The sequence below is a fragment of the Bacillus capparidis genome (genome assembly GCF_017832095.1).
GTDB lineage: Bacteria > Bacillota > Bacilli > Bacillales > Bacillaceae > Bacillus > Bacillus gobiensis.
Genome location: NZ_JAFDST010000002.1, coordinates 586,471 through 604,016 on the forward strand (window position 1 = coordinate 586,471; position 17,546 = coordinate 604,016).

Genomic DNA, 17,546 nt, shown 5'->3' on the forward strand with positions numbered 1-17,546 from the left:
CCATCCATCCTTTAATCTTGTTTCGCAAATTGTTTCGCTCTCCATTTCCAATACTTTTTCCTAAAGTTATTATATTGTTTTTCGAGATTAATATCATTTCGAAAACTCTCACCATTTGTTTTTAAACCATGCAGGATTTTAGTATATTTAGTATGCAAGCTTCCTGGTATCTCTACCATAGACCCTGGTTCATTTTGAATCAAGTGATGCAAATTTACCTTTGTACCATCATTTGCAAAAGGTGCTTCACCTTTTTTCATGAGCTGTAGATTAGTTTTTCCTGTATCTGGATCTATTCTATTAAGATCAATATCTTTAAGTGTATACACTCTTCGACTGACATCTTTTACATTATCTCCAACTTTTACGTACCCTTCAACATCTTTTGCGTCATATCTATCTTTATTCAACCAAGGAACATCAACTTCTTTGCCTGTAAATGGCTTTCTATTTAATGCCCTTTCTTTCTTCGCCATGGTAATTAATTGATCTCTTAACCATACACTATTTACAGAATTGAATGGAATTCCACCTGAAGCTCCTGCTGCGGCTACTTGATGTTGTGGCGCATACGGCAGCAAATCAGTTACAGACCTATTTTGTACGGCAGTTTTTGTTTTGGTTATTCCGGTCTTAGCTACTTGTTTCGTGGTGGCAATACCTGTCTTTGAAACAGCTCCTGCACCCTTTGTACCTACAATGGAAGTTGCTATCGTACCAAGTGCATAAGACACCCAGTGTGATCGTGAATACGCATCCCCATTTACCATGTCGCGTTCATATGAATCAGCAATGGCTTTTGAAATCTGGTTGTACGTATCTACTGGATGGGAAACAGAATTTACAACAGCTTCTACCGTTCCTCCCGGGTTTGTAACAAAATCATAGATTCCAACGACGAAGTCTTTTCCCACATCAAATAACCCCACGCCAATCCCTTTAAAAATATCACCCATTTGAAGTGACTCAGCCATCTGGACGATTTGCTGCTGTTCTTCTGGTGAGAAATTCGCCATTCCAATCTCATCCGCTTTTTCCACATACTCTTTTGTAAAAGGCGGGATGGTTTCTAACTCTTTTTTCAGCTGTTCAATCTTTCGTTCTTCAGCTTCTCTTTCCTTTCGTGCAAGGTACTCGTCCGTCTGCTTATCAATCTTTTGTTTTCTTTGGTACACTTCGCTTTTGTGAAAGGCAGCAGCGTCGAAATTGATCGGAGTGACAGAATTTCCTTTGCCGGTGGCTCCTGTCAACTGCTGAAAGAAATCACGGACATACTCTTGGTTAGCTTCAGATGATTGATACTCTGATTCTAATTGATGATCCACTTTCTGAACAGCTTTTCTTGCTCGTCTGAGCTCTCGATCAGCATCGTTTATTGCGGAATAAAACGGCTCTTTGCTGAAGGGATGAATCGAGACGAGGTCATCAATCTTATGTAACGTTGCTTTTAGCTCGGCCCGCTGCTCGTTGACCATGTTCTTAGCATTCATGATTCCGTTCGACAGTTCATCCTCTAAAAACGGAAGTTGGATGACTGTATTTCCTGATACATTTTCATCCTCCATGTATCCTGAAATACTGTCAAAAAAGGCAAGCTGCTCATCGACTAGATCGATCCAGCCATCGACACCACCAGCCTGTTCCTGATAAAAGCTTTTGATGGCATTTGCGCCTTTTCCTTGAAAACTCTCAAGGTCGGCAAGCTCTAAAAAGGCTTTTTTTAATGTTAATAACTTCTCTTTAAACTCTTGATACTCGTTTGATCGTTTTTCCATTGCAGAAATTAAGACATCAGCTTCAAATATTTTTGTCATAAAGAGAAATCCTTTCCATGGATATTCATAACAAAATTGTACCGTAATATGGAAGATGAATGGATAAAACGATGTGCAGAAAACTCAAAATGAATCTATGGTAATGATTCTTTTTATCTATATTGTCTTTTTCTAAGACAAATTTGATTGATTTTCAGACTTTTAAGTAATAAATATACCTCTTCCTATGAGAAGATTTCTATTTTTTAAGCTTAAAGTTCTTTATTCTTCTCTATAACATCGGATCGAAGTAATAAACTTTTTCTAACATTATTTTTTCAACACCTAACCCTTTAATATGAAAAATAGAACTTATTTCTTTACAACTCATGTGAAATCTAAGAATACTAGTCTATCTAAAAGAATTAATGGTACGATTAAGAAAGACGATCAAACCTACAAAAAAATAAACCATCCCATCCAACAAACGAGGTGTCTCATTCGTGGTATACATCATCAAATTCATCTATGGCTTCCTGCTCCCGCCCGGATTATTCGTTACATTACTAATCGCTTTAGGCATCTGGGCATACCGCCGAAATAAGGCGATTGCGCGCATGACATTAGTTCTTGCTTTTCTTTGGTATCTTCTCACGATTCCCTTTACCGGCGTCCTGCTTACGCAGTCGTTAGAGAATCGATATGAGCCGCCAGCTGAGGCAAGCGGTGATGTGATTGTGATGCTGGGCTCTGGTGCCACTTCAGATACACCTGATATTGATGGAGAAGGCCAACTGTCAGAAGGCGCTGCCAATCGGCTGCTAACGACGTATGGCCTTTACCAGCAGACTGAGCTTCCGATAATTCTTTCCGGCGGACAGGTATTTCCGGATTCCGGAGTGGAAGCCGCCATTGCCAAGCGCCAGCTTATACGGTTAGGGGTACCTGAGGATAAAATTATCGAAGAAAATAGAAGTGTAAATACGAAGCAAAACGCAGAATTTACGAAAGAAATATTGCAGAAAAATAGATACACGAAGCCGATATTGGTTGCCTCTGCGTTGCAGATGGAGCGTGCGGTGCGGAATTTTGATCGGATTGACATCGCGGTACAGCCGTTTCCGACTGACTACACGGTAAACGAACGACTTGTGATTTACCCGAATCAATTTACCCCTTCAGGTAATGATCTTGCTTTTGCCGCGATTAAAGAGTACGTGGGTATTCTCTCTTTGTATTTTTAATCTGCAAACATGCAGCCGAAATTCTCTTTACGGAGAGTTTCGGCTATTTTTTATGTGTAGAAGAATGAAATCAGTGAAAAAAGCAAAAATAACATCATGTAAACAAAAAAAAGAAGCTATCTATGAAAAAACTGTGCCTGAAAATAATTCTCTTGTTTATGTCCTTTGCTTTGATCTATTCACCAGCTCAAGCTGAGGCAAAAGGCAGCGGAAATCCATGCTTAAGCCAGTCTGCTGTACAATTAAAGGGGGACTTAAGGAAACTCTGGACTGACCATGTCATATGGACAAGAAATTATATCGTAAGCGCCACTGAAGGATTGGAAGATCAACAAAAAGTGCTGAAAGGCTATTGAAAAACCAGGAAGATCTAGGGAACGCAATAAAGCCTTATTATGGCGAACAAGCAGGAATCAAGCTGACTGAGCTGTTAAGAGAGCACATCCTCATTGCAGGTAAAATAGTCGACGCAGCAAAAAGCGGAGACGAAGCGAGTGTGAAAAAATTCAATACGGAATGGTATAAAAACGCTGATGATATTGCTCAGTTTCTCAGCAGCGCCAATCCAAATTTGCCGAAAAAAGCATTACAGGAATTGTTATACATGCATTTAAAATTAGTTGCAGACGATCTTTCAGCCAGACTCAATAAGGATTGGGATGCAGTTATTAAAGCTTTTGATGAAGGTTTTGACCATATTATTAAAAAAGCTGATACACTTACAGAAGGTATTATTAAGCAATTCCCAAATAAGTTTTCACTTTTTATTCAACAGCTAAAAGGCTTAGGTGGTTCCTAAGCCTTTTACGCTCTTAATATTTTTAATTATTTTTTCAGTATTAAAAAGTATTCTGAATTGATAACCTTTGAATTTTACATATTTGTCAAAGTAATAATCATCGTACCCCTCATTTAATGCGCCATCATCTCGTGGGCAATATCATGTCCATTCATTTCTGAAGGGTAGTAGGTAGGCCAGTTTTTGACTTCATCCAATAAAGCTTTCCGGTCGTCACCCCAATACAGGTGGTAGTGATCAGATTCATTCGGATAGATACTATGATCACTAAATTGAATATACTGAGGAAGTCCTTCGACTTTTTCAGCTAGTTTAAATATGTATCTTACTCCTCTATTTCCCGCATCATATGTTAGAATTTCGTACCCGTCATAGATATACTCACCAGAATTTTCTTCTCCATTTTTAAAGAACGTTACAGTATCCTGTTGAATCAAGATACGCTCAACATCTGTTTTATACCCTTTATTATAATACTCCTTATATTCTTCAGCTGTCTTGTCACCTTCATGTTCTGCTTTATAAGAAAATACTTCGTCAAGAGTACCATCTTGTAGATATGGATATACAGATTGCCAGTCTCCTTCCCAATCAGAGAGTGAACGATCCTTTACTTGACTATCTTCAAAATAGCCTTCATAAATTTTTTCTGTTTCTTCATCGTGGGCATGACTATGATCGTGCTCATGGTCGTGATCGTGTTCACTTTCATGTGTGTGACTTTCAGATGTTTGCTCTTGCGTTTCAGAAGAGTCTTCTGCAACTGATGAGGATGGTTTAGTTTCATTAGACTTGCCTTCGGATGAACCTGAATTCTGACAGCCTACCAATATTAGTAGTGAAATAATAGTTAATATGCTTAACCCCTTTGCAAATGAAATCTTCATTATGACACTCCTTTTCTACAAATCGTAAATATTACGATTTGTATTATACATATATCTTGTGTAAACATCAACGGAAAAATGTTTCAATTTTTTATAAGAAAGGATGGTTTTAATGGGAAATCCGAGTGTAATAGAGTGGTTAAAAGAACAGCAATTGCTATATGTTAAAAAAACCCGATTCTAAATAGAACGGGTTTCCTGCTATTTTATTTGACTCGAGCAACTTAAACGGTAAACCGAACATCACGTACCCCGAAGTAAGGAAAATACACAGCAATAAAATAAGATAACGAAATAATGATGATAAAATAGATCACAAACCATAGATCAACCCGCGAATATCCGATCTGATAATAATAAGTCCGTTTCGTCGTATTCGAAAAGCGCTTCGCTTCCATGGCTACGGCAATCCGGTGAGCGCGGCGTATGCTTTGGGACAGCAGCGGAATGGAGTAAGATTTCAGCTTATGAAAAAAGCTTAAAACCCCTTTTTGCTGTCCAACTCCGCGCACCTTTAAGGCATAACGCAGCGTTTGCAGCTCCTCCAGCATGATCGGCAATAGGCGTACCGCCGCCATAAAGCTATAAGCGTATTTTGGTTTTACTTTGACTTGCTGCATGAGGGAATAAAACAAAAATACAGGCCTTGTCGTTAAAGAAAAAACGACACCGATTACGGCAAAAACAATCCCGCGAAAGCCCAAATGCAATCCGCGAAAAAAACTTTCTTCCGTAATATCAATAAGCCCCCAATGAAACCACGTATGCTCCCCTTTTCCAAAAAAGATCATCGACGTTGATGACGTGATAAAAATAAGCAGAAAAGGAGCCGCGATTAGCAATAACCGCTTCCATGGATGGCCTGTAAAAAACAAATAGAGCAAGATGGTACCGAACATCACATTGATGATCACGTTGATATCATGAATAAACAAAATCAAAACAAACAGGATCACCATACTGCCAAATTTTAAGCTGGGATTTACTTTATGCAGCCACGTTTCTTTAAATGCAAAATCAAATGGCATACTTGTCCTCTCCTAACGAGCACTTTCTATTTTTTCGGCCGTTAAATCGTCCTCTATCAGCTTTCCATTTTCGATCAACCAAGCCCTGGACGCAAAATGCTCAACGATGTTCATATCATGCGTCACCATCACGATCGTTGTGCCGCTCTCCCGGAGTGCTTCAAGCTGCTCGAGGATAGCAAACGTGTTTTTCGCATCCTGGCCAAATGTCGGTTCATCCAACAGTAGGATCGGCTGTTCTTTGACAATCGCGGCAGCAACCGATAATCTCCGCTTTTGTCCCATTGATAATTGATACGGATGGTTTTGCTTGTGATCCTTTAGACGAAAACTCTCAAGCAGCTCGTCCACTCGGGCAGAAATCCTTTCCTCACTCCATTTTTCTAATCGAAGTGTATAGGCGACTTCCTCATAGACGGAATTGGTGACGAATTGAAATTCAGGGTTTTGAAACACAAAGGTCACGTCATCGGTCAATGTTTTGATTTTTTTATGATCCCGGTCAAATATGGTGTAGGAGCCCTTTGTTTTAATCAAATCCATGAGAGCGTGCAAGAGCGTGCTTTTCCCCGCTCCATTTTTTCCAAGGACGGCGATCCATTCCCCCAGATAGACATTCGCTTGCCCTACATCTATTTTTTTCTCTTTCCCTCGAAATCCTGCAAACGCGGAAAGAGAAATGGCCGTTTTTTCTTGATTGATGCTTTGCTTCGGCGCAAGTTTCCGGCGAGATTCGATATAATCGTTCCATACGTTCGGGTACCATATTCCTTGTTCAATCAGTACGTCCTTGAATTCTGCAAACACTTCTTCTTTGGAGCCGTCTGCGATGATCGTTCCCTGATCACTAAGCAGAATCACGCGATCGACGAAATTAACAATTTCTTCAATTTTATGCTCGACAATGATGACCGTTTTCTCCTCGCCAACCTCTTTGATCGTTTGCCAAACCTCTTTCGTCCCTTCTGGATCGAGCATAGCAGTCGGTTCATCTAGGAATAAGACATCCGGCTCAAGCGCCAGCACTGAGGCAATCGCCAATCGCTGTTTCATACCGCCTGACAAGGTTTGAATATTCGTATGAAGATTGTCAAAGTGAAGTCCGACTTGTTGCAAATAATGCTTCATCAAGCGTTGCATCTGTTCCCGGGGTATTTGCAGGTTCTCAAGAACAAAGGCGAGCTCTTCATCGACATAGGGCATACAAAATTGTGTATCAGGATCCTGAAACAAAAAGCCCCAAGAATCAGGAACCGTCACTTCCTTTGCTTTCATTGGTACTTCCACAGAATTCGGGATGAGTCCCGTCAATACTTGCAAAAGCGTGGATTTTCCTGAACCAGATGGACCCAACAGCAATACTTTTTCTCCTTTACGAAAAGAAAGGGAAAAATCCTTGAATAACAAGGATTCCGCCCCCGGAAATTTCAACCGCAAGTCCTTTACATTCGTCAAGGATGTCATAACACCCACCTCACAATTAATCCAACGCTCGATAATCTTTACTTGAAGCCGGGCGAACAAGGTTGGTAACGCCTGTCTTCTCCAGCGCTTGGACAATTAGATAAGCAAAGATTCCGGCAATGATAATCGAACCAGCGACTCTAAACCCAACATAAAGCAGCAAATTCCAAGGCGCCAGGTCGCCGATATACCCGTAATAATAGTCGATCACAAGTGAAGCTATCGCTGATAACACAGCTGCCAAAGAAACAGTGAAAAGATCATACCTTTTATAACGGAAAGCAGCGAAAATTAGTTCAGCCGCCAGACCTTGACCCAAACCGAATATAAGTGTAGCTACTCCCCACTGGCCGCCAAAAATAAATTCTCCATGTGCCGCAGCAACCTCCGCTAATACAGCAACACCCGGTTTACGAATAATTAAAAAAGCAACAGTTGCTGCAATAAACCACATCCCATAAAGCAGCTGATCAACATGAAGCCCGACCGTTGAAACCAAGCTGTAAACAGGTCCCCATAATTTATAAACTATCCCGAAAATAAAAGCGATAATAATTGTAACTAAAATATCAGTCAGCTTTAATCCTTTTTGCATGATGGTACATCTCCTTTTTTTCTTAGATAAATAAAAAAACCACTTTCTTACCAGCAATAAGAAAGTGGTTGTATTGGAAAATAATGATAGACATATAGATCCCGCAACTCCACTTCCCTACGCTGGTATAAACCAGATCAGGTTCCAAGGGTCTTAAAGTCCTACTTTAATCTCAACCTTCTAAAAAGGTCCCCCTAGCGGATAATTCACTGATTCACTTGTATAAGCACTACCTTATCACTTTTTTAGGAAATGTCAATTGTACGGTTTTCCATTTTATGATCTTACTGCAATTAGGTATTTGTACTTATCAGCATCTCTTTTATCTCTATGGCTATCTCTAATGAAGGAATCGCATCATCAATACTCAAGCTTGTCGGAATATCTTTCTCGCAGCACTCCAGTACGTGCTTAATGGCTTCTGCATAACAATCACTATTCTCTACTTTGACTTCTTCCTGACCGTCGTTCGTAAATAGCTTTAGAGACATTTCACTTCTATCCTTATGTCCATTCTCCACGTACTCTACCGTTGCATCTTCAAAAACGGCTTCATAAGCAACAGTGAACGGATGGTAACCTGGCATCATAGAAGAGCATTGGACCTCAACAACTGTATCATCATAATGGAAAAGTGCATCAACGTGTGACGTTCCTGCTTTCCCATTGAGACCGGCAGCTGTCATCTGCTTTGGACTGCCTATTAGCCAAGTGACAAAATCAATCTCATGAATCATGAAATTGGTTGTGATGTGGTTCAGCCCTAAATCGCCCCATAACGGAGGAGTCTTTCTTTTCAAGTGCAAAGCCTTTAACTTCCCATATGTATTTTGCTGGGCAAGCGAATAAATATATTGATAGGGTTGTTCGAATTTAATAAATTGATCAACAAAAACTTTTCTCCCATATTTGTCAGCTGCCTGCTTCATCGCGATGGCATCCTCAAGGGTTAACGCAACAGGTGTCTCACAATAAACATTCTTTCCATTTTTCAAAGCATCAATGACATACTTTTTATGTAAGGTGCTTGGAAGGCAGACATCGATTAAATCGATTTCTTTGTTCGTCATAATGTTATCAATATTGTTGGTAGCTGTTATTTGCAAATCTTGTTCAAGTTTTTTAAGTTTCTCTTCGTTTCTCCCGAAAATGATAACTGAATCGACGTTTTCCGTTTTACGATAAATGTCGGCGTGATAAGAGCCAAAGCCTGTTCCTAGTATCCCTACTTTCATATGTGCATCTCCTTTTGGTTTAGTAAGATAAGTATATCAGTCTATTGGTGAAATAACCTAGAATAGGAAAAAATTGAAGGTTGTTAGATTCTTAGATAAATAGATCAAAATAAGACCGTACAAAATCATAAGGTAACAAACCATTCTTAGCACTTTCTATTAGAAACATAAAATAAAATTTCCTAATTTAAAGGACTTTTTACCTATTTGTTGAAGTGGTAAATAGAAGGTGAGGTGAATGCAATGATAAGAATGGAACGAATCATTGTGAAAGAAAGAGACCTCGATATTCTAATTTATAGTGTAGGAAATAGGTATGAAGCTCATGCTGCTAACACAAAAACTGGACAGTTAAGTATCGCAAGAGGAGTGGAAAAATGGAGTACAATTACAGAAGGAATTGAACGGGTATTGAGACCGATGAGATCATAATCACCTATAGAATCCTTTCAAATACCATCAACATCTCAACGGGAAAATCACTACATATCCGAAATGAAAATCATTTGCTTAGAAGATCCACTCTCCATGAGGGAATGGAACTTCCACAAATCTTTCGTGATAACTACGTCTTGGATTAGCCTCTTAAATCGTTCATTTAATATCCATATTAACAAAGAATCGATTATCTTTTATCTGAAATTAGATAAATTTGCAGTAATTATCGACCTTATATAAGTATGATTTTAATGGCTCTATTTTTAAATAAAAATCATTATTAAACTGGCTGCACCACATTATGATATTTGAAATAACTCGAGAGCTTCGAGTTAACATGTGTATGATAATTGTCTAATGAAATATCTAAATGACTGAGTAGTTTATAGGCATGAACCCAAGCACTCATTTCAGCTGTAATACGATAAGACATGTCATTTAACCATTTATCATGATCTAATTCATTGTTCAAGTGATCAATCAAATGACCGATTTCATGGGCAAGCGCATACGCATTTTCCAATGTTATAGACTGGGGTACGGTTATGGTCATTTTAGATGAATTAAAACTAATCTTCTTGTTCTCATCAAATATAACCTTACAACCCTTGTTATCAGCAAAGGATGCCAACTTCTTAAACGTTTCGAATGTTACCATATATTCAATTCTCCTAATTATTATTTGTAATGCCATAACCTTATTATGAATACTTTAATTTATGATCTTAAATCGCAAATTTAGTCCCTATCAGATGAAAATTAGACTTAACGCCCTTCTATAATGATGAATTCGATGTTTTTCACTGTCTGATTTTTATCTAGAGATATCTTGTCTGTTTAAATTGTTAAATTGTTTTGTTTCTGCTCATCTATTATAGATGATAAACGATTGGAATAAAATGTTTTGTTTAGAAGAACGACCGGGTAAAAAGAATATAGGAAGTCAATGATTGTTGAATAAGAAGTACTGAATCTTGGTTCTTTGCTTCCAGCAAAATGCAAAAGGTACGCCTAGTTATTGGCGGTAATAAAGAAGGGAAATTCCCGAAATTAAAAATTAAGAGGAAATTTTATTTAAGTAATGCACACCTTTTTGAAAAATCTCAGAACCAAGCGCTCCTAACTACTAACCAATCTCGATAGAAAAAGAGTGAAATGAAGCCCTAGGTTCTAATTTATCGGCTTGGTATCATGACCACTTATTTTCCCTCAAGAAACTTTCGAATAAATGTAATACTACGGGCGATATGCCCGTAGCCATCTTCGGATTAATATTACACAATTCTCTTCATTATACAATAACTTTCGATTTCGATGTTTGAAAATGAGTCAGGATTTCTTCCCAAGTAAAATATTGACGGATAGTATCAACATCGCTTATTCCCTCTCCCGTCTGTACCTCTACAAATTCAAGTTCAGTAATCGCTCGCAGCCCATGCTTCTTACCTGCAGGAAGATGAATAATATCTCCTGATTTCACGCGGTGAATATTTTCGTCTAAAGCAAGCTCCCCTTCACCTCTAACAATTGTCCATACTTCATCACGACTCTGATGATAGTGATAGGTTGAATTTTTACCAGCATGAATACATATACGTTTAGTTACCATTTCTTTCCCGTTGTCATATTTTGCATAATCTAGTGTCCTTGACCATCCCCAAAGACGTTCTTCATACATTGGTGGATGATTGAACTCTCCAATTAACTCTTTAATACGAAGGCTTGATGCTTTATCAGCAACTAATATACCATCTGGACTAGCAGCAACAACTATATCCGTCGTACCGACCACTGTAACTGGGATATCAAGTTCGTTTACTAGATGAGTGTTTACTGAATCACTTGAAAGAACACCATTGCCAATTTGATTCGTTGCCATTTCATCGGTTAATGTATTCCAAGTGCCAAGGTCTTTCCAGTACCCATCATAAGGAAGAACAACAATATGCTCTGATTTTTCAACGATTTCATAATCGAAACTAATCTTTGGAAGCAATCCATAATTATTAAGCAATGTATCGTATTGAAGAGGGAGGTTCTTTTCTTCTAAACTATTTAGCAAAAAGCCTAACTTGAACGCAAAAACTCCGCAGTTCCAAAGTGCTTTTTGTTCGATTAACTCTTCTGCAGCCTTCTCAGTTGGTTTTTCTGTAAAACGGTTGACTGAAAAAAAGGAATTATGCTCTGTTATTTCTTTAGGAACAATATATCCATATTTTGAAGACGGATATGTAGGATTCACACCCATTAAAGCTAAATCTGCCTTTGAATCACGTAACACACTCTCTAAACCTTTAACAGCTTCAAAAAAACCATCCTCTACATAAGGATCGACTGGCAGCACGACGACAACCTCATCTATTGCGACTTGCTCTTCTGAATGAAAATAGGATGCTGCTAAAGCAATGGCTGGAAACGTATCACGGCGTTCCGGTTCGATAATCAATGGGATATCTACACCAACTTGACTATAAATCATATCACGCTGCATCTTAGAAGTCGCAATAACTGTTGAATCACTTAATCCAACGGCTTCGATTTGCCCCCACACCCGTTGGACCATGGATTCCTTGACGCCACTTTTTCCTTCCAACACTTTTAAGAACTGTTTCGAACGAGTATCATTCGATAACGGCCACAAACGCTTACCAGAACCACCTGACAATAAAACTAATTTCATCATTATACCTCCATTAAAAAGAGACCTGTTATAAAACAGGTCTCAGGATTCAACTATTTTTTTTAGTACTGTTCGATATTTATTAATTGAAATTTCACGTTTTAAATACTGTTCTAAATAGTTTCTTCCATTAAATCCAAGATCAGATAATTCTTCTCTCTTCATTTTATACAAGTAATTAATTTTCTCAATAATACCTGAATAATCTTGAGGCTCCGAAACCACTCCACAATTGCTCTTATCTATTAACATTTGAACTTCGCTCTCTTGTTCTAATACACCAAGAACTGGCTTACCAGCTGCCATAACTCCGTATATCTTGCTTGGAACAGACACACCTTTAATTCCTTTTTGATTCACAACTAAATGAACATCTGCAGCATTTAATGAATACTTAATAAATTCTTTTGATTGATAAGGTAAAAAATGTACGTTTGAAATGCCATTTGTCTCAACAAAAGACTGCATATCCTTCTTCACTGCACCTTCTCCTATAAAAACAAACGCAAGATCTTGATATTTTTTAAAATAATCCGTTACCTTAATTATATTTTCTAGATCATAATATAAACCTATATTACCTGAATACATAATAATAAATTTATTTTCTAAACTATTATCTTTAAGAAACTGTTGAATATGTGGTTCTTCTTTTGTTAATGGGATAATCTCGTCTTCATTCGTCCAGTTATTAATCACGACATAGTGAGGCACTTTTTCATTCTTAAAACGTTTTTTTAATGTTTCACTCATATCATTTCCAACAACGATAACACAATCTGAATATCGACAATTCACCATGTCCATTTTTTTAGCTAGTTTAAAAATGAATTGTTTACTTGTATAATTAACTGCCATTGCTTGCTCTGGATTAAAGTCTTGAATATTATAAATATGTTTGGATTTTTTTAAAAATTTACCAATCGTCCCGATTAAACCTCCTAGGATAGGTGGTTGAGAAATTGTATAAATAGCATCAATACTTTTTTCTTTTAATAATGCAATATTAGCTAAAAGAAAATAAGATAATACATATTTCATTCGACTCATTTTCGAAGTCTTATCAACTTTCGGTAAACGAACCCGAACGATCTTTATATTCTCTAAATATTCTTCTTCAAATAATGTGATTGTTTTTGATTGTTCACCAGTATAATTCCCTGACTGAGCAGCAATGACTGTAATCAAAAAGTCCTTTTGTAAATCCAAGCATAGTTCTGTAAGTAACTGACCAGTCGAGGCAAAGTCAGGATAAAAATAGTTAATGACAAATACTATTCTTTTTTTTTTCATATTATTTCTCCTCGATAGCTTTAATAATATTATCAATATATTTTTTATCAGAGAAGTTTGTTAAATAGTGTTGACGACTTGCTTGACTATATAAATTCATTTTTTCCGGATCATTTATAATACTAACAATCGATTCTTTAATTAAAGTTGATGATCCTTCTTCTAATAAAATACCATTTGAATTAATTAAGTCTTCAATACACCCTCTTTGAGTAGATATTATAGGCAAACCAGCTGCCATACCTTCGATAATAGAAATTGGTTGACCTTCTACAGCATAGTTAGAGGGCAATATCATCAAATCAGAATCTAATAATAATTTTTTCTTTTTTAAATTCGTTACAATTCCTATGTACCTAATGGAATTATCAAAACCATGTTTCTCAATAAACTTTTTCATTACAAAATAATCTTTCTCATCATGTATTGCACCTGCTAGAGTTAAATTGATAGAATAACCCTCATCAATTAATTCTGTAACTGCTTTCACTAACTCAATATAACCTTTTTCCTTCATAAGGTTGCTAAGGTATACTATATTAATTTTAGAATTTGTCTTAAGTGATTTAGCTTCATCGATATCTTTATCGGAGATAAAATTTAAATCTACACCATTGGCTACAATTTGAACATTACGTACAAGGCCTCTATAATTACTTTTTAATTTTTCCCCTAAAACTATTCCAGTTGTAACTTTCCCTAAAACCTTTTTTACAAATTTCATCTGGAATGGTGATAAGGAATCAAGAATATTACCTAAGTTATTTCCATGTAAATGAATTATCGTTTTTGATGCAAATTGATTACCTAACTGAATAAGTATTAAGTCTCTAAACAACCCAAGTTTAGTTTGCGATATAGAAACATATAATGCATGTTTTTTGCGATTGATTAAATTCAAAAATGTTTTAATAATAATTATTACGTCTTGTAAGATTTTTCTAAAAGAAAACTTCCCCACTTGATGAATTACTGCTCTATTAGTATTTATAACTTTTAATTTGTATTTCGATTTAAAATTTTTTGACTCAATAATCTGCTTTAAAGCAACGCTTTCACCATGAATAGGAGGAGGAATGGGACCTATAATTATAATTTCTTTCAATTAGACACACCTGCTTTAATAAACCTTTTATATTTTATTCTTATCAAATTAATTTGCCTTTAAGTCCAATTTTTATTTGTTCTATTTCCTGTGTAACTTTTTCAATTGGATAATTTCCTGATTCAATAATTTCTTCTATACTTTTATAAATTTCGTCAATTGAAAAATTATTGACATCATAGACATATTCTTCAAGACCTAGTTTTTTAAATGTACCTTTAGTTTTAGGCTGATATGCCAATGCAATGGTAGGTGTACCACCAGCAAGAGCAAAAATAGTAGAATGCATTCTGCTGCCTATGAATAAATTCATTTTTCCGTACAAATAGACTAATTCTTCTGGTTTATTACTAAATCCATCCAAATCTACTATTATAGCATTCTTAGATTTAATCTTCCTTAACAACTTTTGAGAAACTTCATAATCAGTATCACCCTCACCAACGGTTACCTGAGGGAAGATATAATATGTACAATTTTTGTTCTTAGAAGATATTCTATTACAGATTTCAGCCACTTTACTTACGTAAACTTCAATCTCTCTATCTCCAATCCCTTTCTTTGAAAACCTCCAATCTAACAAAGTCAAACCAATTTTCATTCCAGATTCTTTTGTAATCTTCGGATATACAACTTCTTTACCAGGTAATGTAAAGCCAATATCAGCAATTTCGACCAAATTTCCCAACCCTATTTCTTTTAAGAATTTTGTAGAAATTTCTTCTCTACTAATAAATATATCTAATTTTTTTAATACTTTTTTCACAATAAATTTATCAATTTTATTATCTATTGGCCCTACACTTTGTGGAAAAGCAAGAACCTTTTTCTTTTTTTTGGTTGCTACCCATATATGAAACAAAGAATTTAGTAAGCCTATTCCTAAAGGACCTTTTCTAGAAGAATATAAATATCCCCCACCTACACTAAGAACTACATCTGCATTTTTGTACAATTGAATAGATTTATTATCTCGATTTAAAAGTACACCAAGCACAGACTTTAATCCATTAATATATCTCAAATAACTTTTTTGACCCTTTTCTAGTTCCCAAACTGGCTCTACTGAGGAAACTCCATATTGATTATAAAAATCAGTATTTTCTTTCCAATAAGAAGACATAATTTGTATCTCTGCATTTGGATCAATACTTTTAATTAAATAAATCATTCCTACAACAATACCGGCATCTCCTCTATTTTTTGAAGAATATGCATTGACAAATAAATATTTCATGTAGTTTTTTCTCCTTGTTTTCTAAGATTTTACTATTTATTTTTATTTACTTCTTTACTAAATGAATTTCTAAAATAGATAGTAACAAAAATTCCTGAAATTGCTATGGCTAAAGCAGAACCAAACTCTTGATAGTTAATAGTTAAAATCAAACCTAATAATAAAGTAATTACGGTACCAATAAAATTACCAGTGAAGAAATTCTTAGTTTTATTTAAAGCACGTAATGCAACTACAGAAGGTCTATTTAGTCCCAATGCAAATTGATATATTCCAAATATAATTGTTAAATATTTATAATTTTTAAAATTTTCACCGAATATAATTTCAAAAAAATAATAAGAAGCCATTGTAACTACTACTATTGTTAGTAAAAAAAAAGGGGTAACCTTAGAGTGAAGATTATTAACATATTCTTTTACTGCATTAATTCCTTGTTCTTTGTATAACGTAGATATTTTTGGAGTGAAAGTATTCTCAAAAAGAACAAGTATTATCGTAATTAACCCCAATAAATTCATTGCTGTTCTTAATCCACCAAGTTCTCCATCAGAAATAAAATAAGAAATTAATATAAAAAAACCTTGAGTACATGCCCAATAAAGTATACTTCCAATTACCGTCCATTTAGCAAATTCCCAATGATTTTTTCTAACTTTCTTTTTATTCAAACTGTAACTATCTATATCTTTACCACTATTCACAAGTTGTAATAACCATACTACAAAGATTGCCAGTAAATAACTTGAAGATAATATTATAAAACTTTTCTGAGTATCTATTGAAAGTTTTAAGATGAAGTTCAGAACTGAAAAACATAATACTAGCACTATACTGCCAATAAATAAGTTTTTAACTGTACCACGTCCATAATTTAGTTTTCTTAACAATTCATATTGTCCCCAAGAAATTGAAAATATTATGGAATAAAACCCTTCAATTAAAGAAATCTTTAATACAAACAAATTCATAAATACTAATACACCACTACTAAAAAAAAATGTCAAAATAACATTATATTTTGTGAGATATTTTATATAAACTGACGATTTATTTTTATATTGTGTTGGTAAAAATACTAAAATCGGTGCTGAAAAAAAACTTGAACATACTATGAATACTAAGCTAACCGCTGAATAAATCAGTACAAAATCTTTGAAATCCCCTATAGTCATAAACCTACTATAAAAAATAATAATTAAAAAATTTAACAAAGATATTAAACTCTGTTCAAATAAACCATATCTAAGAAAAACTATTTTTAACAATACTTTCAACATTTCTGTTATATTTCTCCTCTTTTTTCATCATAAAAAAATGTATCCAGTTTCAAATCTGCGAGAGAACAAAAAAATTTTGTATAAATCAAATTCATCGAAAAGGAGAATAAAAGAGGCTTCCCCTATTAACCTTCTTATATCAGAAATCTCTCTAACTCTTAAAATTTGAAACTGATGAAAATACACTAATGTAACACTCCAAATAGAGCTTAGAGATTGGCAGGTGGCATTACTATTGTTACGATGGATAATTTTCTGAAAAGACCGTTACTCATTATAAACGTTCCAAAGGGCATCCCTTGTTTCATTTATGCTCCTCAAGTTTCAAAAAATCTTGACAATGTCTAATTTCACTGAACTGATCGAAAGAATGTACGCTAGCATTTACGCACTACAATCCTTCTCTAATATAAGGCGATAAGTGAATTTTGTTTTTTGTGTGCCAATTACATCCTACTTTGTCCAAAAAAAGCAAATAATATCATTTTAGAAAAGATGAAACAAGAA

14 protein-coding genes, 1 pseudogene and 1 riboswitch are annotated in these 17,546 nt (G+C 35.5%); of the genes and pseudogenes, 3 read left to right on the forward strand and 12 right to left on the reverse strand.

Annotation, left to right across the window (positions count from 1 at the left end; genetic code table 11):
• Positions 1 to 11: 11 nt before the first annotated feature.
• Entirely contained in the window at positions 12 to 1,814 is a 1,803-nt protein-coding gene (locus JOC74_RS10000) for a T7SS effector LXG polymorphic toxin (RefSeq protein WP_053604434.1), read from the reverse strand.
• A gap of 443 nt (positions 1,815 to 2,257) precedes the next feature.
• On the opposite strand from JOC74_RS10000, the gene JOC74_RS10005 reads away from it, so the two are divergent.
• Together JOC74_RS10005 and JOC74_RS10010 are read left to right on the forward strand one after the other, a co-directional pair.
• Positions 2,258 to 2,998 (forward strand): YdcF family protein, encoded by a 741-nt coding sequence (locus JOC74_RS10005; RefSeq protein WP_211086139.1) that lies wholly within the window; start codon positions 2,258 to 2,260, stop codon positions 2,996 to 2,998.
• A 122-nt stretch (positions 2,999 to 3,120) separates the two neighbouring features.
• Positions 3,121 to 3,797: pseudogene (locus JOC74_RS10010) on the forward strand (glycosyltransferase).
• A gap of 113 nt (positions 3,798 to 3,910) precedes the next feature.
• Here JOC74_RS10010 and JOC74_RS10015 read toward each other — a convergent pair.
• The 5 genes from JOC74_RS10015 to JOC74_RS10035 form a co-directional block, all read right to left on the reverse strand.
• Positions 3,911 to 4,684, reverse strand: coding sequence for a metal-binding protein ZinT (locus JOC74_RS10015; RefSeq protein ID WP_053604436.1), 774 nt, complete (start codon positions 4,682 to 4,684; stop codon positions 3,911 to 3,913).
• Between the two features lie 224 nt (positions 4,685 to 4,908).
• Positions 4,909 to 5,712, reverse strand: a complete 804-nt coding sequence (locus tag JOC74_RS10020; RefSeq protein WP_053604437.1) for an energy-coupling factor transporter transmembrane component T family protein — start codon at positions 5,710 to 5,712, stop codon at positions 4,909 to 4,911.
• 12 nt (positions 5,713 to 5,724) lie between these two features.
• On the reverse strand, positions 5,725 to 7,176 hold the full coding sequence (locus JOC74_RS10025) for an ABC transporter ATP-binding protein (RefSeq protein WP_053604438.1): 1,452 nt from the start codon (positions 7,174 to 7,176) through the stop codon (positions 5,725 to 5,727).
• 16 nt (positions 7,177 to 7,192) lie between these two features.
• On the reverse strand, positions 7,193 to 7,771 hold the full coding sequence (locus JOC74_RS10030; RefSeq protein ID WP_053604439.1) for an ECF transporter S component: 579 nt from the start codon (positions 7,769 to 7,771) through the stop codon (positions 7,193 to 7,195).
• Positions 7,772 to 7,868: 97 nt separating this feature from the next.
• Positions 7,869 to 7,977: riboswitch (TPP riboswitch) on the reverse strand.
• Between the two features lie 87 nt (positions 7,978 to 8,064).
• Positions 8,065 to 9,006, reverse strand: a complete 942-nt coding sequence (locus JOC74_RS10035) for a Gfo/Idh/MocA family protein (protein WP_053604440.1) — start codon at positions 9,004 to 9,006, stop codon at positions 8,065 to 8,067.
• A 243-nt stretch (positions 9,007 to 9,249) separates the two neighbouring features.
• On the opposite strand from JOC74_RS10035, the gene JOC74_RS10040 reads away from it, so the two are divergent.
• Entirely contained in the window at positions 9,250 to 9,438 is a 189-nt protein-coding gene (locus tag JOC74_RS10040; protein ID WP_053604441.1) for a hypothetical protein, read from the forward strand.
• Positions 9,439 to 9,724: 286 nt separating this feature from the next.
• Here JOC74_RS10040 and JOC74_RS10045 read toward each other — a convergent pair whose 3' ends face one another.
• From JOC74_RS10045 to JOC74_RS10070, 6 genes are all read right to left on the reverse strand, one after another.
• Positions 9,725 to 10,102: a hypothetical protein gene (locus tag JOC74_RS10045; RefSeq protein ID WP_053604442.1), complete on the reverse strand. Its 378-nt coding sequence runs from the start codon at positions 10,100 to 10,102 to the stop codon at positions 9,725 to 9,727.
• A 633-nt stretch (positions 10,103 to 10,735) separates the two neighbouring features.
• Positions 10,736 to 12,124 carry a sugar phosphate nucleotidyltransferase gene (locus tag JOC74_RS10050; protein ID WP_053604443.1) on the reverse strand — a complete coding sequence of 463 codons (1,389 nt, stop codon included), beginning with the start codon at positions 12,122 to 12,124 and terminating at the stop codon, positions 10,736 to 10,738.
• 42 nt (positions 12,125 to 12,166) lie between these two features.
• Positions 12,167 to 13,417, reverse strand: a complete 1,251-nt coding sequence (locus JOC74_RS10055; RefSeq protein ID WP_053604444.1) for a glycosyltransferase family 4 protein — start codon at positions 13,415 to 13,417, stop codon at positions 12,167 to 12,169.
• 1 nt (position 13,418) lies between these two features.
• Positions 13,419 to 14,522 (reverse strand): glycosyltransferase family 4 protein, encoded by a 1,104-nt coding sequence (locus tag JOC74_RS10060; RefSeq protein ID WP_053604445.1) that lies wholly within the window; start codon positions 14,520 to 14,522, stop codon positions 13,419 to 13,421.
• Positions 14,523 to 14,565: 43 nt separating this feature from the next.
• Complete coding sequence (locus JOC74_RS10065; RefSeq protein ID WP_053604446.1) at positions 14,566 to 15,759, reverse strand: polysaccharide pyruvyl transferase family protein; 1,194 nt, start codon at positions 15,757 to 15,759, stop codon at positions 14,566 to 14,568.
• Between the two features lie 32 nt (positions 15,760 to 15,791).
• Positions 15,792 to 17,039: a lipopolysaccharide biosynthesis protein gene (locus tag JOC74_RS10070; protein WP_211086140.1), complete on the reverse strand. Its 1,248-nt coding sequence runs from the start codon at positions 17,037 to 17,039 to the stop codon at positions 15,792 to 15,794.
• Positions 17,040 to 17,546 lie beyond the last annotated feature (507 nt).

What these genes read in the sequence shown, in the direction of transcription:
- JOC74_RS10050 (WP_053604443.1), bottom strand. Translation starts at nt 12,124, where the DNA reads ATGAAATTAGTTTTATTGTCAGGTGGTTCTGGTAAGCGTTTGTGGCCG.
- JOC74_RS10065 (WP_053604446.1), bottom strand. Translation starts at nt 15,759, where the DNA reads ATGAAATATTTATTTGTCAATGCATATTCTTCAAAAAATAGAGGAGAT.
- JOC74_RS10040 (WP_053604441.1), top strand. Translation starts at nt 9,250, where the DNA reads ATGATAAGAATGGAACGAATCATTGTGAAAGAAAGAGACCTCGATATT.
- JOC74_RS10035 (WP_053604440.1), bottom strand. Translation starts at nt 9,006, where the DNA reads ATGAAAGTAGGGATACTAGGAACAGGCTTTGGCTCTTATCACGCCGAC.
- JOC74_RS10015 (WP_053604436.1), bottom strand. Translation starts at nt 4,684, where the DNA reads ATGAAGATTTCATTTGCAAAGGGGTTAAGCATATTAACTATTATTTCA.
- JOC74_RS10055 (WP_053604444.1), bottom strand. Translation starts at nt 13,417, where the DNA reads ATGAAAAAAAAAAGAATAGTATTTGTCATTAACTATTTTTATCCTGAC.
- JOC74_RS10070 (WP_211086140.1), bottom strand. Translation starts at nt 17,039, where the DNA reads ATGTTGAAAGTATTGTTAAAAATAGTTTTTCTTAGATATGGTTTATTT.
- JOC74_RS10030 (WP_053604439.1), bottom strand. Translation starts at nt 7,771, where the DNA reads ATGCAAAAAGGATTAAAGCTGACTGATATTTTAGTTACAATTATTATC.
- JOC74_RS10000 (WP_053604434.1), bottom strand. Translation starts at nt 1,814, where the DNA reads ATGACAAAAATATTTGAAGCTGATGTCTTAATTTCTGCAATGGAAAAA.
- JOC74_RS10045 (WP_053604442.1), bottom strand. Translation starts at nt 10,102, where the DNA reads ATGGTAACATTCGAAACGTTTAAGAAGTTGGCATCCTTTGCTGATAAC.
- JOC74_RS10025 (WP_053604438.1), bottom strand. Translation starts at nt 7,176, where the DNA reads ATGACATCCTTGACGAATGTAAAGGACTTGCGGTTGAAATTTCCGGGG.
- JOC74_RS10020 (WP_053604437.1), bottom strand. Translation starts at nt 5,712, where the DNA reads ATGCCATTTGATTTTGCATTTAAAGAAACGTGGCTGCATAAAGTAAAT.